At 35.1% G+C, this 23,732-nt stretch carries 13 protein-coding genes; 2 read left to right on the top strand and 11 right to left on the bottom strand.

The genetic code is table 11. From position 1 onward, the window contains the following. Positions 1-10 precede the first annotated feature (10 nt). From AXA65_RS01080 to AXA65_RS01090, 3 genes are all read right to left on the bottom strand, one after another. Positions 11-3,103 (bottom strand): SusC/RagA family TonB-linked outer membrane protein, encoded by a 3,093-nt coding sequence (locus tag AXA65_RS01080; protein ID WP_063968288.1) that lies wholly within the window; start codon positions 3,101-3,103, stop codon positions 11-13. 457 nt (positions 3,104-3,560) lie between these two features. After that, positions 3,561-4,925 carry a RagB/SusD family nutrient uptake outer membrane protein gene (locus AXA65_RS01085; protein WP_063968289.1) on the bottom strand — a complete coding sequence of 455 codons (1,365 nt, stop codon included), beginning with the start codon at positions 4,923-4,925 and terminating at the stop codon, positions 3,561-3,563. 19 nt (positions 4,926-4,944) lie between these two features. After that, a complete protein-coding gene (locus AXA65_RS01090; protein ID WP_063968290.1) occupies positions 4,945-7,806 on the bottom strand; it encodes a SusC/RagA family TonB-linked outer membrane protein in 2,862 nt (953 codons plus the stop codon). 750 nt (positions 7,807-8,556) lie between these two features. Here AXA65_RS01090 and AXA65_RS01095 point away from each other — a divergent pair. Together AXA65_RS01095 and AXA65_RS01100 are read left to right on the top strand one after the other, a co-directional pair. Continuing rightward, the gene (locus tag AXA65_RS01095) at positions 8,557-9,165 is read left to right on the top strand and encodes a ribonuclease HII (RefSeq protein WP_256333815.1); all 609 of its coding nucleotides are present in this window, start codon (positions 8,557-8,559) and stop codon (positions 9,163-9,165) included. Positions 9,166-9,204: 39 nt separating this feature from the next. Next, entirely contained in the window at positions 9,205-12,363 is a 3,159-nt protein-coding gene (locus AXA65_RS01100) for a UvrD-helicase domain-containing protein (RefSeq protein WP_063968291.1), read from the top strand. Positions 12,364-12,435: 72 nt separating this feature from the next. Here AXA65_RS01100 and AXA65_RS01105 read toward each other — a convergent pair whose 3' ends face one another. The 8 genes from AXA65_RS01105 to cysS form a co-directional block, all read right to left on the bottom strand. Next, entirely contained in the window at positions 12,436-14,406 is a 1,971-nt protein-coding gene (locus AXA65_RS01105) for a transglutaminase-like domain-containing protein (RefSeq protein ID WP_063968292.1), read from the bottom strand. Between the two features lie 7 nt (positions 14,407-14,413). Then, positions 14,414-16,300, bottom strand: a complete 1,887-nt coding sequence (locus AXA65_RS01110) for a DUF3857 domain-containing protein (RefSeq protein ID WP_063968293.1) — start codon at positions 16,298-16,300, stop codon at positions 14,414-14,416. A 14-nt stretch (positions 16,301-16,314) separates the two neighbouring features. Beyond that, positions 16,315-16,821 carry a ferritin gene (locus tag AXA65_RS01115; RefSeq protein WP_063968294.1) on the bottom strand — a complete coding sequence of 169 codons (507 nt, stop codon included), beginning with the start codon at positions 16,819-16,821 and terminating at the stop codon, positions 16,315-16,317. A gap of 106 nt (positions 16,822-16,927) precedes the next feature. Further along, a complete protein-coding gene (locus AXA65_RS01120; protein WP_063968295.1) occupies positions 16,928-17,302 on the bottom strand; it encodes a Spy/CpxP family protein refolding chaperone in 375 nt (124 codons plus the stop codon). Between the two features lie 108 nt (positions 17,303-17,410). After that, positions 17,411-18,355 (bottom strand): hypothetical protein, encoded by a 945-nt coding sequence (locus AXA65_RS01125; RefSeq protein ID WP_063968296.1) that lies wholly within the window; start codon positions 18,353-18,355, stop codon positions 17,411-17,413. Between the two features lie 234 nt (positions 18,356-18,589). Then, a complete protein-coding gene (locus AXA65_RS01130) occupies positions 18,590-21,244 on the bottom strand; it encodes a 4-alpha-glucanotransferase (RefSeq protein WP_063968297.1) in 2,655 nt (884 codons plus the stop codon). A gap of 71 nt (positions 21,245-21,315) precedes the next feature. Further along, complete coding sequence (locus AXA65_RS01135; RefSeq protein ID WP_063968298.1) at positions 21,316-22,047, bottom strand: hypothetical protein; 732 nt, start codon at positions 22,045-22,047, stop codon at positions 21,316-21,318. A 103-nt stretch (positions 22,048-22,150) separates the two neighbouring features. Then, a complete protein-coding gene (gene cysS / locus AXA65_RS01140; RefSeq protein WP_063968299.1) occupies positions 22,151-23,620 on the bottom strand; it encodes a cysteine--tRNA ligase in 1,470 nt (489 codons plus the stop codon). Positions 23,621-23,732: the final 112 nt, after the last annotated feature.

The following is a 23,732-nucleotide window of genomic DNA, read 5'->3' on the forward strand; positions in this document are numbered from 1 at the left end:
TATTAAAAATTTAGAATGTTATTTTAAAATTAACTCCAAATCCTCTAGTAGAAGGAAGTTGACCATCTTCTCCATAGATTTGAGACATTTCTGATGGATCTTGCTTATGTTTATTATCTTTTGAAACAGAAATTAGCCAAGGATTTCTTGCCACAACACCCAATGTAATACTATTTATTCCTGTACCATAGAAAATTGACGAAGGTAAATCGTAACTTAATGCAACTTCTCTCAATTTAATGTAACTAGCATCGTGAATAAATGGTTCAGCAATTCTATTACCGTGGAATTGTTTGAAATAATCATAAGCTTCAACATAAGTATCTACTGCTCCTCCTGTTGCATTTACGCCAACAACATGAACACCTCCACCATCTGCTACAGCATCTCTAACGTTAAATCCTCTGTCATTTGTAGCAGCAGTTTCTTCTAGCAATCCAGTATAACTACCCCATTGCTCTGAAAGAGAGAAAAACTTACCACCTTTTTGGAAATCAATAGAAGCACTTAAAGTAACACCTTTATAACTGAATGAGTTAAAGAAACCTCCAGTAAATTCAGGCAAAACGCTTCCAAATGCTTTATTTGGTTCATATGCAAATAAACCATCTTCATTAATTACAGCATTTCCGCTAGCATCCCTCTTAATTCCTGTACCATATAATTGTCCCCATTCTTGACCTGGCAACTGTAAAACTTGTACATAGCTAAAAGAACCGTAGCCAGTATTAGTACCATATTGGATTCTATCCAAGTTTTCATTTATACTAACAATAGTTGACTTATTTTTTGCAAAATTTAAAGATGTTGTCCAGTTAAAACCTGTTGAACTTCTGAAAACATCTCCTGACAAATTAAGCTCTATACCTTCTCTTTTAGCTTTTGCAGAATTGATCAAGATATCAAGAGCCCCACTTGATGACGGTAATGTAACTGGAATTGGTTCATCATTTCTTGTTTCATTATAATATGTACCAGATAAGCTAAGACGATTTTTTAGGAATTTTAGATCCAAACCAAATTCTTTATTTTCATTGATCGCAGGTTTTAGATCCTGATCGATTTTTCTTGTCGGGTAGTATGCAGTTGGATAATAACTAGATCCAACAGTTAATGGTTGAGTTCCATTTCTAAACTCTGGATTAGTATATCTAGCATCCAAATCCGCAGGTATTTGTGCAAAACCACCTCTCACTTTGAAGAAAGTTAATACGTCATTCTTAGCAATTAATTCATGTAATAGAACACTTGCTCCAACAGAATAACTTAAAAATGAATTATTCGTATTAAGATATGCTGAATTTATATCATTTCTTACCGAAGCATCGACATAAAAAGTGTTTTTAAATCCTAACGAAGTTGTTGCATATAGAGATTTGTAAGTCTGCTTATACTCGTATGGATTTGCAACGATTGGAATATTAGTATTTTTAAAATCGTATACATCTGGAGTCAATAACCATTGCGTTGTTCCTCCGGTATCCATTAATTGTGAGTTACCACTCCATAGTCTATTAGTGATATTACCCCCACCAACTACATTTACATCTAAATCACCAAATTTTTTACTGTAACTTAATCTGCCTTCATATTGATCTTCAGTATAATTTGTGTCTCTAACACCAAAACCATTCAAAACTGTTAAATACCCACTAGGAGTATTAGAACCTGTTCCTGAACCGTTTTTAGCTAAAGAATAAGGCATAAAATATTTGTTTTGTGCATAATTACCAGCTCGTGAAAAGGAAACTCTAGCAGTTAAATCTTTGCTGATTTTGTATGTAGGAGCTACTGATATCAAAAGAGTTTGTCTATCAGTTGTATTTTTATACTGATCCAACCAAGTATAAGGATTAAACCAGAATGCCGGTTTTGCCATAAAATTCACAGCATTATTTGTTGGAGCATTTAATGCATCTGCATAACCATTAGGTCCCCACCAATTCCAACTTGCATGATATCCAGCTGAATTTTGTAAATTCTTAAGGCTTTTCAAAATTCCAGTATCGACATCTCTACCAAACCAGTTATTAATAGATCCAGTTGTTTGATTCCCATAAGTATCATCAAAATCTCCTTGAGTTTTGCCATCTGAATAATTTAAGACAGCGTCTACTGACAACTTATCACTAAATTTATAATTACCATTAAGATTCAAATAATTTCTTTTAAGAGATGAATTTGGAATAATCCCACTTTGATCTAAATTAGTAATAGATACTCTTGCTGTAAAATCATCATTTCCACCGGATACTGCGATTGAGTTTTTAAAAGCAAAAGCTTTATCATAAAAGTTTTTAATGTTATCTGGTTGAGCTTCCCATTTTGCAGTTTGTCCAAAATAAGGACTGCTTTTCCACCAAGAGTACCATGGAACATATGATTGACCATCAAATTTCGCACCCCAACTTTCATCATAAGTATAATCATCATCTGTAAGAATTCTCTCTCCATCAAAGACTGACCACTCTGCTGGATGAACTGCAGGATCAAACTCAAATGCTGTAAAAGAATCAGCACCATGTTGCCCTTGTCCATATTGATTTTGAAACTTAAGAGTTCTAGCCACCATATCAGTAGTAACAGTAGAATTAAGCTCTACACTTAATCTCTTTTTTGAACCTTTTTTTGATGACATTACTACAACACCATACTGTGCTCTAACACCATATAAACTGGTTGCGTTTGGCCCTTTTAGCACATTGACAGACTCTACAATGTCCATGTCAATACTGTTAGGATTAACAATAACACCATCAAGAACATAAATTGGATCAGCATCACTTAATAAGCTTACTGCACCTCTAATTCTCAGTTTTCCAGTTTCACCAAGTTTTGAACCGGCTTGACCATTTAACTGTACTCCAGAGACTTTACCAACTATTGCATTTTTAACATCAACATTTTGTGTTAAATTAAGTTCCTTTGCTTGAACCACTTGGGTTCCATAAGACAAAGATTTTTCTTCTCTCTTGATACCTAATGCCGTCACTACAACGCCCTCGATATCTGTTGTAGCTGTGTCTCTTACCGTTTGCGCCGAAACCATTGCAAAAGACGACGAAAGAACCACTGCTAAAACGCTTGTTGTTAATTTTTTCATATCAAATCAAATTTTTCAATAGACAAATGTGCAAAACATTATTAACATATACAATACAAAATGTTAATTATTCCTAAAAAAGTTAAATAAAACGCAATAATTAAAACAAAAACATTTGACGTTTATTCAAAAAATTCTTAATATTATGACAATTCCGCAAACACAATATTTTTGCATTAAAAAAAAGGCATAACTTAAAAATCCTTTATATCAGAATAAAAAGCATTAATAAAAAATTAAAAAAAAACAAAAGAGCAATTCTTACCTTAATAAAAAAACACGGGAAATCAAATCATTTTCGCAAAGTAATATTTAATTGATTACATATTTATAAAATCAAAAAAGCTCATTAGATGTCTCGTGTTAAATTAATTATTTAGAAGCCCGATAGAGCCTATTATAAACAAAAAGTCACCTTATTAAAATAAGGTGACTTTTTAAATATAGATACTTTAGCCTAGTTGTCGTATCCCGGATTAGAAACTATTGGCGTATTTGCAATATTGGTTTCTTTTCTTGGAATTGGAAAAGCTAGCATAGTTTCTGCTATATCAGATGGTTTGAAAGACTTATCTCCCCAACGTAACAGATCCCACTGTCTCTGTCCTTCTCCTAAAAGCTCTTTTAATCTTTCCAACTTCAAATCATTCATAGTTACGCTTGTAGCAGCAACTAATCCTCTATTGGTAATTATATCATTATAATATTCTAAAGCTTTTGCTGAAGAACCGCCATTAAGTTCGGCTTCTACACCTGCTAACAAAACTTCTTCGAAACGAATCATTCTGATATTATCTGCACCATTTTGCTGTGTATATTTTCCTGTAACAAAATAATTACCGGCATCCTCGGTAATCAATTTTAGACGAACATCATCAGCAGAATATAAATCTACAACACCTTCTTTCAATTGGATGTTAGCATAACCGTTTAAACCAATTAGATAGTTATAAGAATCTGTAGCAAGCGCAGAGTTAATACCTACCGCCAACTCAAACATCGAGTTAGAAGCTGCACCATTCATCTGAAAGCTATGAAATGTTCCTACACTTCCCGCAGGTGCAACTGAATATTTACCAGATGCAACAATATCATTAACTAATGATCTCACCTTTACGTAATCTTTTTTATAAAGATAAAAACGAGTCATCAAACCTTTTAATGCGTTGATAGACAAGTCTGTTTTAATACCTACATTATCATAAGAACCATTAGCCTCCATCATTTGAAGTGCTTTGGTGAAATCTGCATCAATCTGAGCCTCTGTCTCTGCTACACTTGCACGTGGCATAAGAGCTTTTGGATCATACTTAGTTGGCAAAACTATACCTACAGAACCACCACTAAACTGTTGGCCATATAATTTTAATAAATCGAAAAATGCTACGGCTCTAAGACCATAAGCTTCACCTTGAAGATATTCTGCAAAATCTGAATCATTGAAACCTGATACATTGGTATTTACTACAATATTAGACTTTGCTATTGCTTCGTAAATTTTATTCCAAGTATCACCTGCGTATGAATCATTAGAAAGCATGGTGTAGTTCTGAACATTTAAGAAATAACCACCTGCGGTATTACTGAACATCTCATCGGAACGTACTTCTCCGTATCCTAGATAATCTGCACCATAATAATTAGGCGATCTCATAGAAGAATAAATCCCTCTTACAAAAGCCTGAACCTCATCTGCTGACTTAAGAGGTGACTGCTCGATTGCTTCATTAAATTGTGTTTCTACAAAATCATCACTACATGATGTAGTTAGTCCAAATAGAGTTGTAGAAAATATAGCGATTGAAAATAATCTCTTTTTCATTTTTTAATTTTTTTTGTTTTTAGAAACTTGCGTTAAAACCGATTAAGAAAGATTTAAGCACTGGCAAATTCAAATCTGTATAACCTGACACGTTTGTTTCTGGATCAAACTTCAGATTTTTATCAAATCTATGTGTCCATGCATTATTGGCCATTACATAAATCTGCACACTGTTTAACAAAGTACCATTTAATTGATCACGGTCAAAAGTATATCCCAATCTTGCGTTACTCAAACGGATATAATCACTATCATATAAGAAACGTGTGGATGCTGCATTAGATCTTTTGTTACCTCCATAAATTGGTTTAGGATTAGCTGCATCAGTATTTTCCGGTGTCCAATAGTTACCCATTACATCACCGTAACCAGGATAGGTGGCATTATATTGACCATCACTCATTGTATACCTTGCCCAGTTATCATAGATCTTACCTCCAAATCCATAAGTAAATTGTAGATCAAGAGCGAAACCTTTATAGCTTAAGCTAGTGTTAGCACCACCAAAAAGAGTGCTTAGGAAAGAGCCTTGCGTTGCTTGCTGTGCTTCTGCATAATTGTTTGTTGTAGCACCGTCTTTACCATTAATATACCATAGTGGATCACCATTAGCAGCATCTACACCTGCCCATTTTCTAAGAAAGAATGTTCTTACACCTTCTCCTTCTTTCAAAATTGTTGTACCTCCAATAACATCACCTCCATAAAGCTCTGTAATCTCATTATGCAATGTTGATAAGTTTCCTCCAATGTTCCAATTGAACTCATCCCTATCACCTCTGAAGATGTTTGCATTCACAGAAAATTCAAACCCTCTGTTTACCAAAGAACCAATATTATCTACATAATTACCATAACTTGATGTTCCATCAGGATTTATAATAATACTTCCTTGGGATGTAGATAGCGGACGGTTATAAATAAGATCTTGTGTCTTTTTGTTATAGTATTCTGCAGACAAGGTCACTCTGTTATTCCAGAAACCAAAATCTAAACCAACATTGAATGGCTTGATAGTCTCCCAGGAAAGATTAGGATTGTAAACTCCTGAATAAGATGCTGCGGGTGAATCATTATAATTAGACGTAAATTGGTACAAAGCATAAGGATTGGCACTAATTTGGTTACCAACTTTACCATAAGAGGAGCGAAGTTTCAACATACTAATTGTATTATTATCTCTTAGCATTCCTAACTTGGCAACATCAAAACCGACACCTGCAGACCAGAAGTCACCAGCCTTTTGACCTGGAGTAAACTGAGAAAGCATATCTCTTCTATAGGAACCATCTACCAAAATAATCTTATCATAGTCATAATGTGCAGTTACTGCATATCCCCAACGTGAAGTAGGCTTTTCAATTCCATTATAGCCAAATGGAGTAACAAAGTTATCCAAAGTTTGAAGCGTAGGTGATCCAACTCCTATTGCAGTAGCAGTTAAGTATTTACGATCCGACTTGTAAGCCTCTTGTATTGCGGAAGCCCCTACATTATGTCTACCAAAACTCTCATCCCAACTTAAAATATTCTGTAAATTGAAATTAAAATATCTATTGAATGAAGTTCTCTGGTATCCTTGATAGCCAAAACCATCACCATGAATTGGAGACCAATAAGTATCTTCTTCTACATTGATATATTCCGGAGCAAATACAAATTGATATTTCAAGTTATCCAAAATTTGGTACTCTGCTTTCAAATTACCAAAAATCCTAGCGGTCTTTGCCTCATTATAATTATTCTCTTGAAGAAAAGCAGGATTGAACATACTATTTGACAAACGCCCTCCTGAACCTAAGTAGAATGAACCATCTGCGTTTCTTACAGGATCGGTTGGTCTATTGAAATATTGCGCCAAAATTGGGTTAGAAAACGAACCAGCATCTGCTAAAGTATTGATTCTACCAAATGATGCTTGGAAATCTGTAGAGATCTTTAATTTATCTGTAGCCTTATATGAAACCTTAGTTGTGAACGCCAAACGATTAAAGTCTGACCCTCTAACAATACTCTCCTGAGTCATATAGTTGGCAGATGCATAATAAGTAAAACGATCATCAGCACCAGATAAGTTAAAATCAACATTTTGTTGGAAACCTTTTTTGGTAGTCTCCTTTAGCCAATCTGTATTGGCGGTAGATTCAAACACACCTTGTAAATTAGGACCCAACTTACCTTCCAGAATACCTTCTGATGCTTCGTTTGGATTAGCAAAATTACTTGGATATCTGTTCGCAACTGCGGTAGAAAGGTATAACTTATACTCATCACTTGTAAAACCTCTGTAAGTCTTAACAGCTCTATCGTTATATCCTATATTAGAAGAAAAGTTAAATTTAGCCTTTCCTTTTTTACCAGACTTAGTAGTAACAATAATTACACCTGAACCTGCATCCGCACCATAAATAGCTGTTGAAACAGCATCTTTTAGTACAGTTACACTTTCTATATCATCTGGGTTCATGTTAGCCAAAACATTGGAAGTTGTTCCATTAGTTGTCAAATCTCCAGAAGCAACACGTACACCATCTACTATCCAAACAGGAGAAGTAAGTCCATTGATAGAAGAAACACCACGTACTCTCACACTAGCCATACCACCCGGCTGCCCAGATGCACTACCTGTTTGCACACCCGACACACGACCTTGTAACATTTTATCAACTGATGCAACTGGTACATCTTCAATCGATTTTGAAGTCATAGTACTGACAGATCCTGTAACTTCCTGAACAGTTTTCTTCTGACCAAACCCCATAATAACAACATTCTCAATTGTTGTTTCTTTTGTAAGCGTATCACTATCTTTTTGAGCCATTACCATTTGGCTTGTAAAAAATAGTACGCCTACAGTCATCACACTTAAACGTAAATTCATCTTAACAGATTTTTAATATTTTAGGATTGTAAATTTGTTAATTAAATTTAACATTACCAAGTAACAAGCTAATTCTAAATATTTATACAAATAACTAAATTTAAAAAATTTAAAAAATTAACATAATAAAAGCAAAAATCGAAGTGAATTATTAAACAAGAAATTAGTTAGAGACAAAAGCACCACCAATTTATCATTTCAAATTTTAAACAAAAAAACACTTATTTATAATGATTAAAAATAATAAAAATTCTTTTAACAATAATTTAAAACGCTGATTTACAAATAACTACGTAAAATAAATAATAAAAAACAATGTAAATAATATAATTAAAGACTGTATTTTTATAATTTTACTAATTATAAAAAAAACGCAATTTCATAAAAAAAATTAACGAAAAAGTGAATCACAAAATTAAACAAAAAATTAACTAATAAAAACCAACAACTTATTCAATAAACACAGTCATGTATTACCAAATCCATAAACCAGATAAATTATCAATACAATTAAAAACAACACTTTTTTTCAACAAAAATTCAAAACAAAACTAAACCATTGTTTGATTTATTAATGTTTTAAACCAAATATTGTAAATTAAAACTTGATTTCTAGTCCAAAATTTAAGATTAATTTAAAATTTATTTAAGAGATCTGCGGTGTAATGAGACAAAATAAAAGCTATTAAAATTGAAAATTTACGCAAATGATGCCTACATTTGAAATCCAAAATCTATTCTCAATTATAAATGATAGAACTTTATAATAGTTTCTCAAACACCTACATAGAAGCAGGCTGCGACGAAGTCGGAAGAGGCTGTCTTGCAGGCCCCGTAGTTGCTGCAGCAGTTATTGTAAACAAAAATTTTAAGCAAAATTTAGTTAATGATTCTAAAACGTTAAATTTTAAAACCAGACAGAATCTGGATATCTATATCCGTGAAAATGCCGTCGATTTTGCCATTGCAGAATTGTCTCCCGAATTTATAGACGAACATAATATATTGAACGCTAGCCTGCATGCTATGCATCTTGCGTTGGACCAACTTGGTACAAGACCGGAATTGATTTTAGTGGATGGCAACAAGTTTCATCCTTACAATTATATTCCACATCATTGTATTATAAAAGGAGACAGTAAATATCTTTCGATTGCAGCCGCTTCAATTCTTGCGAAAAACTATCGTGATAACTTAATGATAAAACTTCACGATGAGTTTCCAGAATATGGTTGGAATACCAATTTCGGCTATTGCACCAAAACCCATCAGAAAGGTTTGAAAAAATTTGGACCGACCATTCATCATAGAAAATCTTTCCGGTTGGACTACGATGTCGAGATTGATCAATTTTTTTAAAACTATTTTGTAAATTGCTTCCTTAACTTATATATAAGGATGCAAAATTCATACACCGTCATCAACGCCTCTGCTGGCTCTGGCAAAACTTACCGTCTGGTTCAGAGTCTCCTGATGATTTGCCTTCGATTTCCAAATCAGTCAGATTCTATCCGTACGATTTTGGCATTGACTTTCACCAACAAAGCGGCGAAAGAAATGAAGGAAAGAATCCTTTTCTACCTTGGCGAATTTGTAAAAGATAATTACACTGAAAATCAGGATTTGAAGAATGTACAGGAAGCATTGGTGAATCAAGGTTACAAGATTACGCTGGACGATTTGCATCACCGTTCGCAGAAAGTTCTCGATTATATTTTGCACCACTACTCGACTTTGAACATTGGGACGATTGACAAGTTCAATTCCCGATTGGTAAAGAGTTTTTCCTATGAATTGGGATTGGCGCAGAACTTCAATTTGGAAATTCAACCAGAACCTTATTTGATTGAAGCGGTTGACAAGATGCTGGACGAAATTGGCGAAGACGAAACGGTTTCCGACGCTTTTATGGATTACGTGAATTATAATTTGGATAATAACGAGCGTGTCAACCTCAATCAAACTTTGTACAATTCGGCTAAGAAATTTGTGAGCGATGTGCATTACAAACCTTTGCAGGACAACAAAGATTTCGAATGGGAAGCTTATGAAAACAAGAAAAACGAACTTAGAGAAACCATTAAAAATCTAAAATCAGAATCGCTTGAAATCGCAACGAAAGCTTTGGAATTAATAAAAAGCAGAGATATTGAGATTGAGGATTTTGCGAGTGGAAAAAGTGGAATTGGTGGATTTTTCGTTAATATTCTGGAGTTTCATAAAATTAAGGACAAGAAATTTCCATTCCCAACAACTTCCGAAGATTCGAAGATTGAAACGTTTCTCAAAGGCGCTTCAACAAAGGGAAAACACAAGCAATCCGAAATTCAGGATATTCTTCCACAATTGATTTCGTGGCGACGAGAAATCATTGATTTGTATATCAATTCTCAGAAAAAAGAAAAAGTTTTGCAAGCGATTTTGCCTTTAAAGGTGAATGCGGATATTCAGAAAAAACTATTGGAAATCGAGGAAGAGAATGATTTGGTTCTGCTTTCGAAGTTCAATATTTTGATTAATGAAAATCTTAGAAATGAACCTTCAGCTTTCATATATGAGAAAGTGGGGACGCAGTTTCAGCATTATTTCTTTGATGAATTTCAGGATACTTCCACGATGCAATGGCAGAATTTCCTTCCACTTCGTGACAACAGCATCACGTCGGACGACACAAGTTTCACCATCGTTGGCGACCCGAAACAAAGCATCTACAGATTCCGTGGTGGCGAGAGTGAATTGATGCTCGACATCATTAATAAAAAAGAGATTACTCCCAAATTTGCAACGGCAGAAAATCTTGGCTTCAATTGGCGAAGTGCGAAGAATATTGTCGATTTTAATAATAAATTGTACGATTTTATGTCCGGTGATCTGAATGATGAACATCAGAAAATCTTCGGCGAAAATGCTTTGCAGGAATCAAAATCCAAGTTGGAAGGTCGCGTGAAAATCCATCTTTTGGAAAACTCGACCAAGAATATTTTCTATGATGAAACGGTGGCGAAAATGCAGACTGATATTCAGGAAAGTCTAGATAATGGTTTTGATTTTTCTGATATCACGATTCTTTGCAGAGGAAATTCGGATATTTTTAATTATTCTAAGTTGTTGGGAAATTTGAAAGTCAATTATAAAGGAAAAGAAACTTACATCAAAACGATTTCCGAGAAAGGTTTGACCTTGGATTTGGCCTTTACCATAAAAGCTTTGATCGAGTTTTTGAAATGGAATCTTGTTCCGAAAAATCGTCAATTCTTGGTTAAAATGATGTATTTTTTGAATGTTTCGGGAAGAATTAAAATGACGGATTTCACTTCCGAAATCAAAGAAATTTTGAAGTTCGAAAACAAGAAAGACATAGAGGATTTCATTAATGAAAAATACAATGTAACGCTGATTCAGAAAGATATTCCGCAACTTAATCTTTATAATTTCATTGAATATTACGTTCACGAATTCTCGGTTGAAAATAAAGAAACGGATTTCCTTCTGAATTTCCTAGAAATGCTTCACAACTACACGCAAAATACAGGTGCAACACTGAAAGAATTCCTGAAATATTGGGATGATGAAGCTTCAAAAATCAGTATTCAGGCGAGTGAAAACGTGGATGCGATTCAGATTATGACGATTCATAAAGCGAAAGGTCTGGAATTCCCCATCGTTTTCATCCCAATGCGAAATGAAAACAGTGACAAAAAATTCTCGGAATGGTTTGATTTGGGAAGCGATGATGAACTGAAAACCGTTATTCTAAATCAATTTTCTCCCGAATTAGAGAGGTATGATGAGGAATTGGCAGGTTTTAATTTGATTAATTCTTACCGAAATAAAATCGACCGTTTTTGTATCCAATATGTGGCGACGACTCGACCTGTGGAGCAATTGTTCTTTTATTTGGAAAAACCGAATAAATCTGCGAATCATTTGGAATTGTTTGATTTTGCAAGTCAATTTCAGCCTACGGAAAATGGCGAATTATTAGATTCATTTGATGTTTATGAAACCTCAGCAGAGTTACTAATAAAACAAAAACACAAGGAGAAAAAAGAATATCTATCTGAAAACATCAGTTCCATTTCCCAGAAAACAGAGAAAGCTTCGAATATCGAAATTGCGACCTCATCCAAAAGTTATCAAAACCGAGTGGAACACGTACGAATGGGAATTTTCACCCACGAAATCTTATCAAAAATCAAAACTAAAAAGGATGTTCTGAAAGTTCTGAATTCTTACGTTTTGGAAGGTACAATCACAAACGATGAGAAAACATCGATTTTGGAACGTATTGAAAATATCATTAATGATAAAAATTACAGTTCTTATTTTGAGGAAAATCTGATCATCATCAATGAACGTGATATGCTTTCTGTGGAAGATGGTAATTCGAAAACGTATCGTCCTGATAGATTAATTAAAACAAAAGATGGCATCATCATCGTGGATTTTAAAACGGGAAGCGAGAAGGAAAAAGATCAGAAACAGGTTGCGCTTTATCAGGAAAAATTGGAACAATTTGGGGAAAGGGTTTTGAAGACAGATGTGATTTATATATAGACTTAGAGAAAATAGACTGATAGATTATATACAAAAAAAATCCCGAGAATTACTTCTCGGGATTTTAATTTTCTATTTTTTAACGGCGGTTACAACCTGACCTTCCAATTTGGTGATATTATCGAAGATCTGTTTGAAGGCTGGATAATATTCTTTTGGGTAAACCGGGTCTTCAACTGTTGTCGTAGTTTCTACGGTAAGCTTATTTCCTTCCTGAGTCACTTTGTAAACGTACTGGATCGCATTGTCTTCTGTTCGGAACTTTTTGGATTTCGGAACATTTTCAAAAGCGTAACCATCAGGTAAAGTAATCGTCACTTTTTTGATTTTGTCATAACCTGTGTACAATTCAATTGGTGAACGTCTCTCATCAGTCTGGTCAAACTCGTGGGACCTGTTATACAAAAACAAGAGCGGATTGAACACCAATTTGCCTCCAATTCCATCTACGAATGTATCAGAATCAAAGTCGAAACTGGTTTGAAAGGCATTATCGTCAAGCAATTCTGTTTTTATATTTGTAAAAGGAAAAGTATACCGGTCTTTATAAGATTCTTTTTGATATGTCGCTTTGTCCTCTTCATATTTCTCATTGTTCATCATTGCATACAACATCGTATCTTTATCCGAAAATGAACCAGCTACAGTTCCGTCGGGATTCAGATCAGCATTCACCGTGAGATATGTTGTACTTTTACCAGGACATAGGACATTTACTTTTTTAGCATCTTTTTCCGTCATAATATAGCCGTTGTAATTCAGCGCATTTGGGCGGATCAAATTTGGAACAGAAAGTTTTGAACTAGCGTCGTATATAAAAGCTTTTTTATCGATCTCCAAAAATGCCAAAGTATAATTCAGTTGATTAATAGATGGTGAGTGATCCATAAGCAGACCTCTTCCGATAGTAGCGAGCGCCAATGGCTGAGCATCCAGACCGGCACTTCTCATGAGCATGATCAGCAACAAATTAATCTCTCCTGAAGTGCCAACCTTAGTTTCTAACAAATCTTTGATTCCTTTTTCATCTTCTGAGCCAACAGTGTAATAGCCGTTCCATGTGTAATTTTTTTGAACAAACTTCAGAATGGCAGCGGCTTTTTCCTGAGGTTTTTCTATATTTTTGATATCTGCAGGAATCAGGTCTTTTACTAGAGATTTTCTCTTCAGCTGCTCTCCGAAAAAGTCTGATTCGTAAAGTTGTTTGGAAATATCCTTCCAGGTAACCGCATAGGATTTGAATCCGCCCAAATCACCGCCTTCGTAAGCACCTGGCGTTCTTGTAATATTAGTTGAATTAAGTTCGGCTCTTATGGATGTTCTGTAATTATCGAGGTTATGAACATATTTTTCGTCCCGGTAAGGTGCAATATTTTCAAACCCGAAGCGGTAAGTATAATATTCTCCGCCGTAAATATTTTTATCTGTGACATCTCTGTGTTTGGGAACCAGACTTCCTTTATAATCGATATTGAATCCAAGATATTTTGGAAAGTCCAACACGTAATCGAAACGGCGTGTTGGTACATTTTCTTCTACGGTGATCTTATCTACAGACCAAACAAAAGGCGAAAGAACCGAATATTTGTACTCTATGACAGAACCATCTTTTACATTTTCAAAAGCAAATTTTGTAACCGTATAATTTTTAGATTCTTTGGATTTGTATTTGGAGTTTTTCTCGACAGTCGTTGCCTCTACTTTATCATTTACAAGATTATAGGTGGACACCTTAAGTGAAGTTACTTTTTCTGACTTGTTGTTTTTACCATCATAGGTGTAGATTTCCTGATTCAGAAATTTTCCAGCCTGGTCTTTTTTATAAATCTTCACCCTACTTACGACATCCAAATTGAGTTGTCCATCAACAATGTAATAGTGATAAGACTTATACAGTATCTCAGCCACTTCCGAGGGATTTTTTTCGTAGGTACTCGATTTTAGATCGGCATTATCGAGCTTAGAAATATCCAGAAATTTATACTGCCCGAAAACTGGTAAAACGGAACAGAATAGGATCAGTTGTAAAAATTTGGTTTTCATTATTTGGTTATAGTTTGGTTATTAGAATTTTTGTATGGTCGATCTTATTGGTTTTTTTTCTGAAGTTGATGTAATCGGAAATTTTATCAGCTGAGAAGATCCCTTTCTTCAGCATGAATTTTCTTCTTACCAATAATTTTTTATCTTGAGGAATGAACTCCATGGAGAAACTTCCAAACTCTGAGTCAATCTTTGCTGGTACAGGATTTTCAGCGAATTTATAATTATCAGGAATTGTGAACTCTATTTCGTAATCATCTGTAAAACCAAAAGGAATTTCAATAGGCATCTTTCTATCAGAATCCTCCAGATAAAAATCTGAATCAATGAAAGGAATTGCTCTAAAGTAGATATCTGAACCCAATGTCTTAGAATAATTTGAAGCTTTAAAGTTCAGATCAAAATTAAGATTGGCATTATCTCTGTCATTGATCATATTCTGAATATCAATATTCGATAGTTGCAAATTATCATAACGGTGTTTCAAAGCATCCTTTTGTTCTACAGGCGTAAGTGACAACAACGCCATAGACATATCATACAAACCTCCTGAATAAGAAAAACTAGAGGTCAAATCCAAATTGTTATCTTCTGAAATATTAGCTTTTATCCTTAATATTTCTTTATTATTTTCTGCCATTGATTTCGGCGTGTCAACAATCTCAGCTTTATCATTCTTAATCATTATGACATTTCTATCCAAAGTTTCATACCCCAAATGATTGAAGGCTATTTTTTGGCTCGTGCTTTCTAACCAGATATTTTTGCCGTTTTCGGTTGGTACAAACAAAACAATATGATTGCCTCCCATTTTAGGAAAATCTTTATCGAACAGCATTGGCGTATCATTCATATAAATCTCACAATAATAGGATTCTATACCTGCTGCTTTTAGCAAAACCCTCATGTAATTGGACAAGGCTTTACAATCCCCGTAACCCTTTTTTCTGACATCATCCGCAACCATTGGTTGCCAACCGCCAATTCCCAATGCTATTGCAACATATCTGGTTATATTCTGCATATACTGGTAGATGGTTTTTACCTTTTCTTCCGTAGATCCAGAAAGCTGGAGGGAATTGACTTCCTGCTGAATTTCCGGCGTAATTTGAGAAACGGGATTGAGAATCTCATCATGCAACCATTTTCCATAATTTTGCCAACTAGTAAAATCTCCTTTTTTACCTTTTAAAGTAAAATGGTCTAGCGCAAAATCTGCTTTTGGCATTAGAGTAACCGGATCTGGAGAATATTTTTCTTCAACTATAGCGGGAGAATTATCAAAAGAGATTGTAAAATCATTATCGCTTCCCTGAAAATTAAGTTTACCGTAGCTGGATTCTTTTATTTTTCGTCTCAGATTGATTCCGGATTTGTTATTATAATGGATGACAGAACGTTGAATTGACACATTGAAATCATAAAACGTCATCAAAGAATTGAGAAAAACAGTATCAGACGAATCTTCATCATAAGTCAACTCTATTGTATAAGGATAACTTGTTGAAAGAATCTTCAAAGACAAAACCCTGCTATCTGAATAAAGTACAAAGCTTTCATTATAAGATGAATCTGTTAGATCACTTTTAGAATAGGTCTTATATAATTTACCAAAAGCATCAAAAACTTTAACTTTTATATTGCTTACTTTGTTGGTTTTATCATACGGTATTTTTACAAAAGAATATTTTTCGCCAGCTTTATTCATTATCGTAAAAGCATTGACAAAATGAGTTTCTACATCATCCACAGAATTGATAATGATTTGCGAATCACGATTTCTGATAATCATGTTGGCATCTTTCTTTAGATCTTCCGGAATTTCTGAGATAGGGTAATTTTGTGAAAGCATCTTTACAGACACTAACACAAAAAGGGTTATTAGTTTTTTCATCAATCAAATAGGAATTAATTCGCTGCCGGCACAAATACCCGTTGCGCCAATTCCTGATCGAAAAGATATAGTGCAGAAGGATTGTCCTTAACCATTTTTATCTTTGAAACCAAAAGTGAGGCACTTGCTTCCTCTTCCACTTGCTCATTGATGAACCATTGCAAGAAACTTGTTGTGGCAAAATCACTTTCGTCATTGGCGGCTTTTACGATATTGAAGATGCTTTTCGTTACCAATCTCTCGTGATCTAAGGCTTTTTCGAAGATCTCCTGTGCATTGTTGAATTCGTGCGGTGGTTGTGGAACCTCGTTCAAGATGATCTGTCCTCCGATGTCATTCACATAATCGAACATCTTGTCTGCGTGCATCAATTCTTCTTTGGATTGTACACGGAAATAATTACCGATACCTTCCAGATCTTGTGCGTAGAACCAGGCGCTCATTGATAGATATAATTGTGCTGCATATTGCTCTTTTGTTATTTGCTCGTTAACAAGCGTAACAATTTTCTCTGAAACCATAACTTTATATATTTTTTTGTGAAATTTTAACTTTAAAATCCAAATATAAAAAAAAGAGCCGTTACAAAATAACGACTCTCTCTGAAATTAATCACTAACTAAAAACTTATTTAACTACTGCTGAATTAGCACTTTTTCTTTCTTTAAAATTTTCCTTTCTTTCAGCCATTCTCTTAGCCTTCAACTCTTGGAATTTTTTGTACTGTTCTGGTGTCAGGATCTTTTGCATTTCTGCTTCATTTTGCTTCATTTTCTGCATCTTATCCTCTTTTTTCGCTGACATGTCTTGTTTTCTTTCGGCAGCCTTAGATTCATGCAATGCTTTCAACTGCGCTACCTGGGTATCTGTAAGATCAAGTTCTTGCTTCATTTTCTGCAGGTGCTCAGCTTTTCTCTGTCCCATATCTGCTTTCTGCGTTGTCTGTGCAAATCCAAAAACACCTAATCCAAGAAATGCTGCGCTTAAAATTAATTTTTTCATATTGATTTAAATTTAATATTTGTTTGTGTACTGATTTTTATTAATCTATTGGTTTGATGTCAATTTCAAACCCAAGTTAAAAATTGAAATGATAAAGTTTGTTAAATTTTACCTTGAGGTAAATCTCATTCCAGAATTCCTGCCGTTGCCTTCAGATCTTGGAGCAGAGTTTTTTTGATTGCTTCTATTCTCGATTTTTCTCTTCGTATTTTGATTCTGTCTGACACCGTTATTTTGACTTCTGATTCCTTCATTTTTAATGTTTGGAGCAGTCTGCGTTCTGATATTTCCACTTCTTACGCCTCCAGAATTGTTATCTCTAATTCCACCTTGGTTTCGCACGCCACTATTTTCATTGGTTCTCATTCCTCCATTTTGTGAATTTCTGATTCCTCCGGAACCATTTCCATTTGAACCATTTCTAATGGGTTGGTTACGCATCCCTTCATTTCTGTTTGGTCGGATCATATTTTGATTTCTTCCCACATTTCTGAAACCTTCTTTGAAATTTCCACGATTCACTTTGTAGATATTGATATTCACATTTCTGTAAACCGGTCTCACTGGATATCTTCTAGCGTAGAAATTGGTAAAACGATTTCTATAATACACAAACGGACTTGCACCACGGAAATAAACATTTTGATAGACTACGAAAATCCTTGGTCCCAAAATATTTTGAAGCGCATAGAATCTGTCATAATACCATCTGTCCGGATTCCATCTGTAGTAGGAGTTCCACGCATCATAAGAAGCAAATCGGTTATTCAACATCAGGATCTGATTGATCTGGAACGGACTTAGGCGATATTGCGCAAAGAACTGATTCCAGTTGACAGAAACAACGGCATTCTGATAATCATTGTAATAACCTTGATAATACTGGTCTGGATAGTAGTCAGCCGGATAATTGTAATAATAATCATCTGGATAATCATAAGAGTTGTCGTAATATTCATATCCATTATATTCACTAGGATAAGTGTCATAATAATCCTGGGCAAAAACCAAAGTTCCCAAAACTAAAGCGAGGCTTAAAAATATCTTTTTCATTTTCTTTTATTTTAAAAATTTAATTAGAAAGTCATCTTTTCCTTTGTAATGAACTTTCTCCCTTTTGGATATTGGATAGGAATAAAAGTTAAAGTCAAACGAATCAAGATCTTCAAAACTCAAGATTAATTCAGTATTAACAACTGATAATCAGACCAATAATTTCCATCATTAAAAACAAAAACCTCTCAGAAAAATAATCTGAAAGGTTTTTATTAAATATTTTTTATGAAATTAATATCGTCCGCTGCCTTCTATCCAACCTGCGATTTTCTGGTTGAATTGTGTCTGTTCTTTTAGATCCTCAAGTTTCAGATGCATCCTGTAACGCCAATAATGTGGAAATACAGCTGGATCATTGATTCTCTCTTCATCCATATTCGGATTCATCAAGTTGTCATCTGTTGCTAAAAATTCCTGGATCGGAAAAATTGCCAACATTGCCTCGGTAAAAAGATGTTGCTTCATGATCATTTCGGATAGGTCCGGTGTCAAATCCCAAGGTGCAGTTCCGTATTGCCCCAATTGGTTGTTGAAATATTTCTGCGTCAGATTTCTGTCCTCGTGCCACCATTGTCTCAAGGTAGAACTATCGTGGGAAGAAGCCGTAACAACATTGAGATAACTTGCGTTCTTCGGGTCATACCAAGGAATATTATCCGAAGGCATTCTTTGTACCTTCAAAGCGGTAATTGCCAACTTGTCCATCACAACCGGAACCGAATCTGGCACCAATCCAAGGTCTTCACCACAGATTAACATAGTAGTAGAATTGAGTAAAGCTGGTAATTTCTCCATCGCCTTTTGGTACCAAAGTCCATCTTGGCGTTTGAAGAAATAATCATTGTAAACATCACTCAATTTCGCTTTTTCCCAATCTGGCAAATATTTGTAAGATGAAGTTTTTGATATATTAAATCTTGGATGATAAACAATTCCGTTCTCAGTTTCTTCCGTTAAGAATAAAACATTTCCGGCAAGAGAGATCAGTTTCTCTTCTGCCCAATCCCAAGATTCTTTTTTGAAATAATCGGTTAATTTTCTTTGGGTATCAAATTCCGGTTTGAAAGTATAAGTTCCATTTTGGTGACTATCAAAAAAGTGATTCTGAATCTTCTCCTTCGATTCGCCAAACGCTTCCCAAAGAATTGGTTCATTCACAAATGGTTTGATGTAACGATCTTGGTTGAAAGGAATCTGTCTGTCAGAAAACTCTCTCTCCGTCACAGGAACAGCTGGATAAAAGTAACCCAACAAACCTTGCGTCGCAGAGATCGGCATTCTCCAAATTCTGAAGAATCCAAGAATATGGTCGATTCTCATGGCATCAAAATACTGTTCCAAAACTTTGAAACGTTTTTTCCACCATTGGTAATCGTCGGCTTTCATCACTTCCCAATTGTAGGTCGGAAATTCCCAGTTTTGACCTAGATCTGAGAATTGGTCTGGTGGTGCTCCAGCTTGGAAATCCATTCCGAAAAGTTCAGGCTCTGTCCAGGCTTCTACAGAATATCTGTAGATCCCGATTGGCAGATCGCCCTTCACCGAAAGCCCTAGTTTATGCAAATATTCCACCGCGTCCTGCAATTGCAAATGCAACTGGTACTGAACCCAAGCGTGAAGCATGATCGTAGAATAATCCTTATGTTTAGGAGAATATAAAGTTGCAACTTTTCCGGCAACAAATTTCTTATGCGTTTTCCAATCATTGAAGTTTGGCGTGTTATATTTGTCCCTTAAAACACAAAATGCGGAATAAGGCATCAACCACTCTTCGTTATCTTTAATGAATTTCTTGAAGTTTTTATCCTTAAAAATCGCTTCTTGCTTTTCCTCGAAAACAGCTTTTGCAAATTTCCATTTTCCGGAGATCATTTGCTCGTAATCGATTAAACTTAAAGCATTTAATTCAGCTTTTTTATCTTGATATTCTTTTACTAACTTTTTCGGTAAAGCATATTCCAACTTTTCAACCGAGAGATATTGCGGATGAAGTGCATAAACCGAAATCGCTGCGTAAGGATAAGAATCAGTCCAAGTATAATTCGCAGTTGTATCGTTGATGGGTAAGATCTGAATCACAGAAAGCTTCGCATCATTCGCCCAATCTCCCAGTTTTTTGATATCAGAAAATTCACCAACACCAAAACCCTCATCGGTTCTCAAAGCGAAAACAGGAACTGCAACACCTGCAGAATGCCAAAGTGTCTCATTATTGAATTTAAAATAATGGTCTGCTTTTACGTACAAAATATCCTTGGTTGGATTTCCGAAAACCCAACGGTTCTCGCCTGGTTCTATATAAAATAATTGTCCCGTGTTCTTGTCTTTGATAGCATACTTGTAAAGAACAGTTTGGTATGTTGGGATCTCAACGCCTGCTTCCCAAATACCATAATCGGTTTGTTTAAGTTCTACAGATCTTTCAGCATTCCAATTTCCTAATGCGTCCACATTTCCAATGATGACCAGTGTCCAATTTGGATGATAAAGCGGCGCTTCTATTCGGAAAAGATGGGTCTGTTTTTTAACAACCGATAATTTTTCAGGTTTGTAGCCCTGCAGGCGGTTGTGAAGAATTTTATTGGTGAGATAATTCTCTGGAAAATTTTTGAGATTCCATTGGTCAAAAATCACAAACTCTTTGAAGCTGTTTGGTAAATTAAGTTGATGCGTTGGGATTTCTTCATCCAAAACATGGCCCTGCTCGTTCACCAAAAGATATTTGTACTCAATCGATTTAGAAAAATAATCAATTTCTGTGGTCCAGTTGTTATTTTCGGAATATTGCAAGTTGTGGTCACGATGCTCATTTTTATCGTCGTATAGGCGTAATACGAGCCGTTCGCCAACTTTTGTCCCGAAGTTAACACTAAAGTATAGTTTCATTTATTAAGGTCTATTAATATGGACGCAATTTAATGATTTATTGAATTATAAATAATATTCCAACAAAAAAATCATTTTTCCGCAATTCTTTCCAAATATGCCTTAATGTTATTGTCAAGAGAAATAGTTATTCCGCCTACATTTTTAGCTTTCATGTACATCAAAACTTTTTCGTCCCGTAATGAGAACATCAAAAAATCATTGAGCTTTTCGGGCGGTATTCCTGCTTGTGCAAAATATTCTGGATCGATATTACTCCTAGTCCAGGCCAATCCCTCCTGCATATCTTCATATTTGTAAAGCCTTTTCAATCTTCTGGATTTTCCGCTAACGACATCATAAATTGCCTGAAAATTGATTGTTGGAGGAATACCGATCAGAGGCATTAGAATATCATTGACAGCTTCAGCTGGTTTTTCCCGCGGCTTGTCTGGTCCTTTTGGAAGTCCAATCGAGTTCCTGAGTTCTTCTTCCCTGGAACGGGCAAGATTTTTATTAATGATCTTTACTTCCTCTATTTCCTGTGGAATCCTTTCAAGTTTAATCGATTGAATATCATTAGAACTAATTATTATCTTCCCTAATTTAAAACTTTCTTTAGCAAACCGGATCTCGTCACCCATTTTCCCATCGATGATAAAGTTTCTAGATGCATCAGTGTAAGTTTTTTGGTCGGTCGTCATGTTCACGATTAAAACTTTGGGAATCAGAACATCGTCCTCGGTCGTGACTTTCCCCGAAATATTCTGAGAAATAATAAATCCTGATACGGCGAGAAAAATAAGTTGTAAAAGTCTTTTCAAAAGCTATTGTTTGTTCAAAAATAAGCCACTTTGTTAAAACAAAAATACGGTTTAACTTTCGTTAACCGTATTTCTAAATATTTAAGATTATAATCCTGTATCTTTATAATAATTGATAGGTGGTTCCTTCTCTTCCATCTTTTAATTCAATTCCTTTCTCAAGAAGCTGATCACGGATCTGGTCAGAAAGTTCCCAATTCTTGGATTTTCTGGCTTGATTTCTCAAATCGATTAAAACCTGTAAAGTCTGGTCAAGCTTATCGTTATTCGATTCTTCAATAGTTTCCAATCCTAAAACATCGAAAACAATCGCGTTTAAAAATTGTTTCAAATCTTCATAGTCATTGGTAGAGATACTTTCTTTTCCAAGTTTCGAAGCTGAAATAAACTTCACCGCCTCGAACAAATGAGAAATCAAAATCGGACTATTGAAATCGTCTGACAAAGCTTCCAACACTTTTTCTTTCCAATTTTTATAATCAAAAGAAGATGTTTCTACGCCCTCTGTCGGAACTTGAGTATTTAGGATTTTCACAGCTTCCATCAATCTGTTGAAGCCTTTTTCACTTGCCAACATTGCATCATTTGAAATATCCAAAACACTTCTGTAATGCGCCTGTAAAAAGCAAAATCTCAACACACTTGGATGAAAAGCTTTTTCAAAGAAATCATTATTTCCGCTCATTAATTGCACTGGCAAAATAAAATTCCCAGTTGTTTTGCTCATTCTTTGCCCATTCATTGTCAGCATATTCGCGTGCATCCAATATTTCACAGGTTCTACGCCGTTGCAAGCTTTTCCTTGCGCAATTTCGCATTCGTGGTGTGGGAATTTCAAATCCATTCCGCCACCGTGAATATCGAACTGGTCGCCCAGATATTTTGTGCTCATCGCAGTACATTCCAAGTGCCAGCCCGGGAAACCTTCTCCCCAAGGCGACGGCCATTTCATAATATGTTCCGGTGACGCTTTTTTCCAAAGGGCAAAATCCTGTGGATTTTTCTTTTCAAATTGTCCATCCAAATCTCTTGTGTTGGCAAATAATTCCTCGATATTTCTTCTGGAAAGTTCGCCGTAATTGAGGCCTCTTGCATTGTATTCCAAAACATCGAAATACACTGAACCGTTGCTTTCATAAGCAAAACCTTTTTCAATTAGATCTTTTGCAAGTTCCAATTGTTCGATGATGTGACCAGTTGCAGTCGGTTCAATCGTTGGCGGAAGCAAATTGAATTTCTTCAAAACCTCGTGAAAATCGACTGTATATTTCTGTACGATTTCCATAGGTTCAAGTTTTTCCAATCTGGATTGTTTGATGAATCTGTCATTATTGATATCGCCGTCGTCCGTCAAATGTCCGGCATCCGTAATATTTCTGACATAACGAACTTTATAACCCAAAAACTGAAGACTTCTGTAAATAAAATCGAAGGACAAAAAAGTTCTCACATTTCCGAGATGCACATTGCTGTAAACCGTCGGTCCACAAACGTACATTCCGATATTACCTTCCAAGATGGGTTTGAAAACTTCTTTTTCGCCTGAAAGCGAGTTGTATATTTTTAGTTGCATTGTTTATTTTAAAATTGAAAGATTAAATAATTAAAAGATTTAAAAAATTACACAGACAGCAACTGCAACAAATAATTGTTGCTATGAAAATCCGGATTGTATGCTTTTTAAA

It is taken from the genome of Chryseobacterium sp. FP211-J200, from assembly GCF_001643375.1.
GTDB classification, from domain to species: domain Bacteria; phylum Bacteroidota; class Bacteroidia; order Flavobacteriales; family Weeksellaceae; genus Epilithonimonas; species Epilithonimonas ginsengisoli.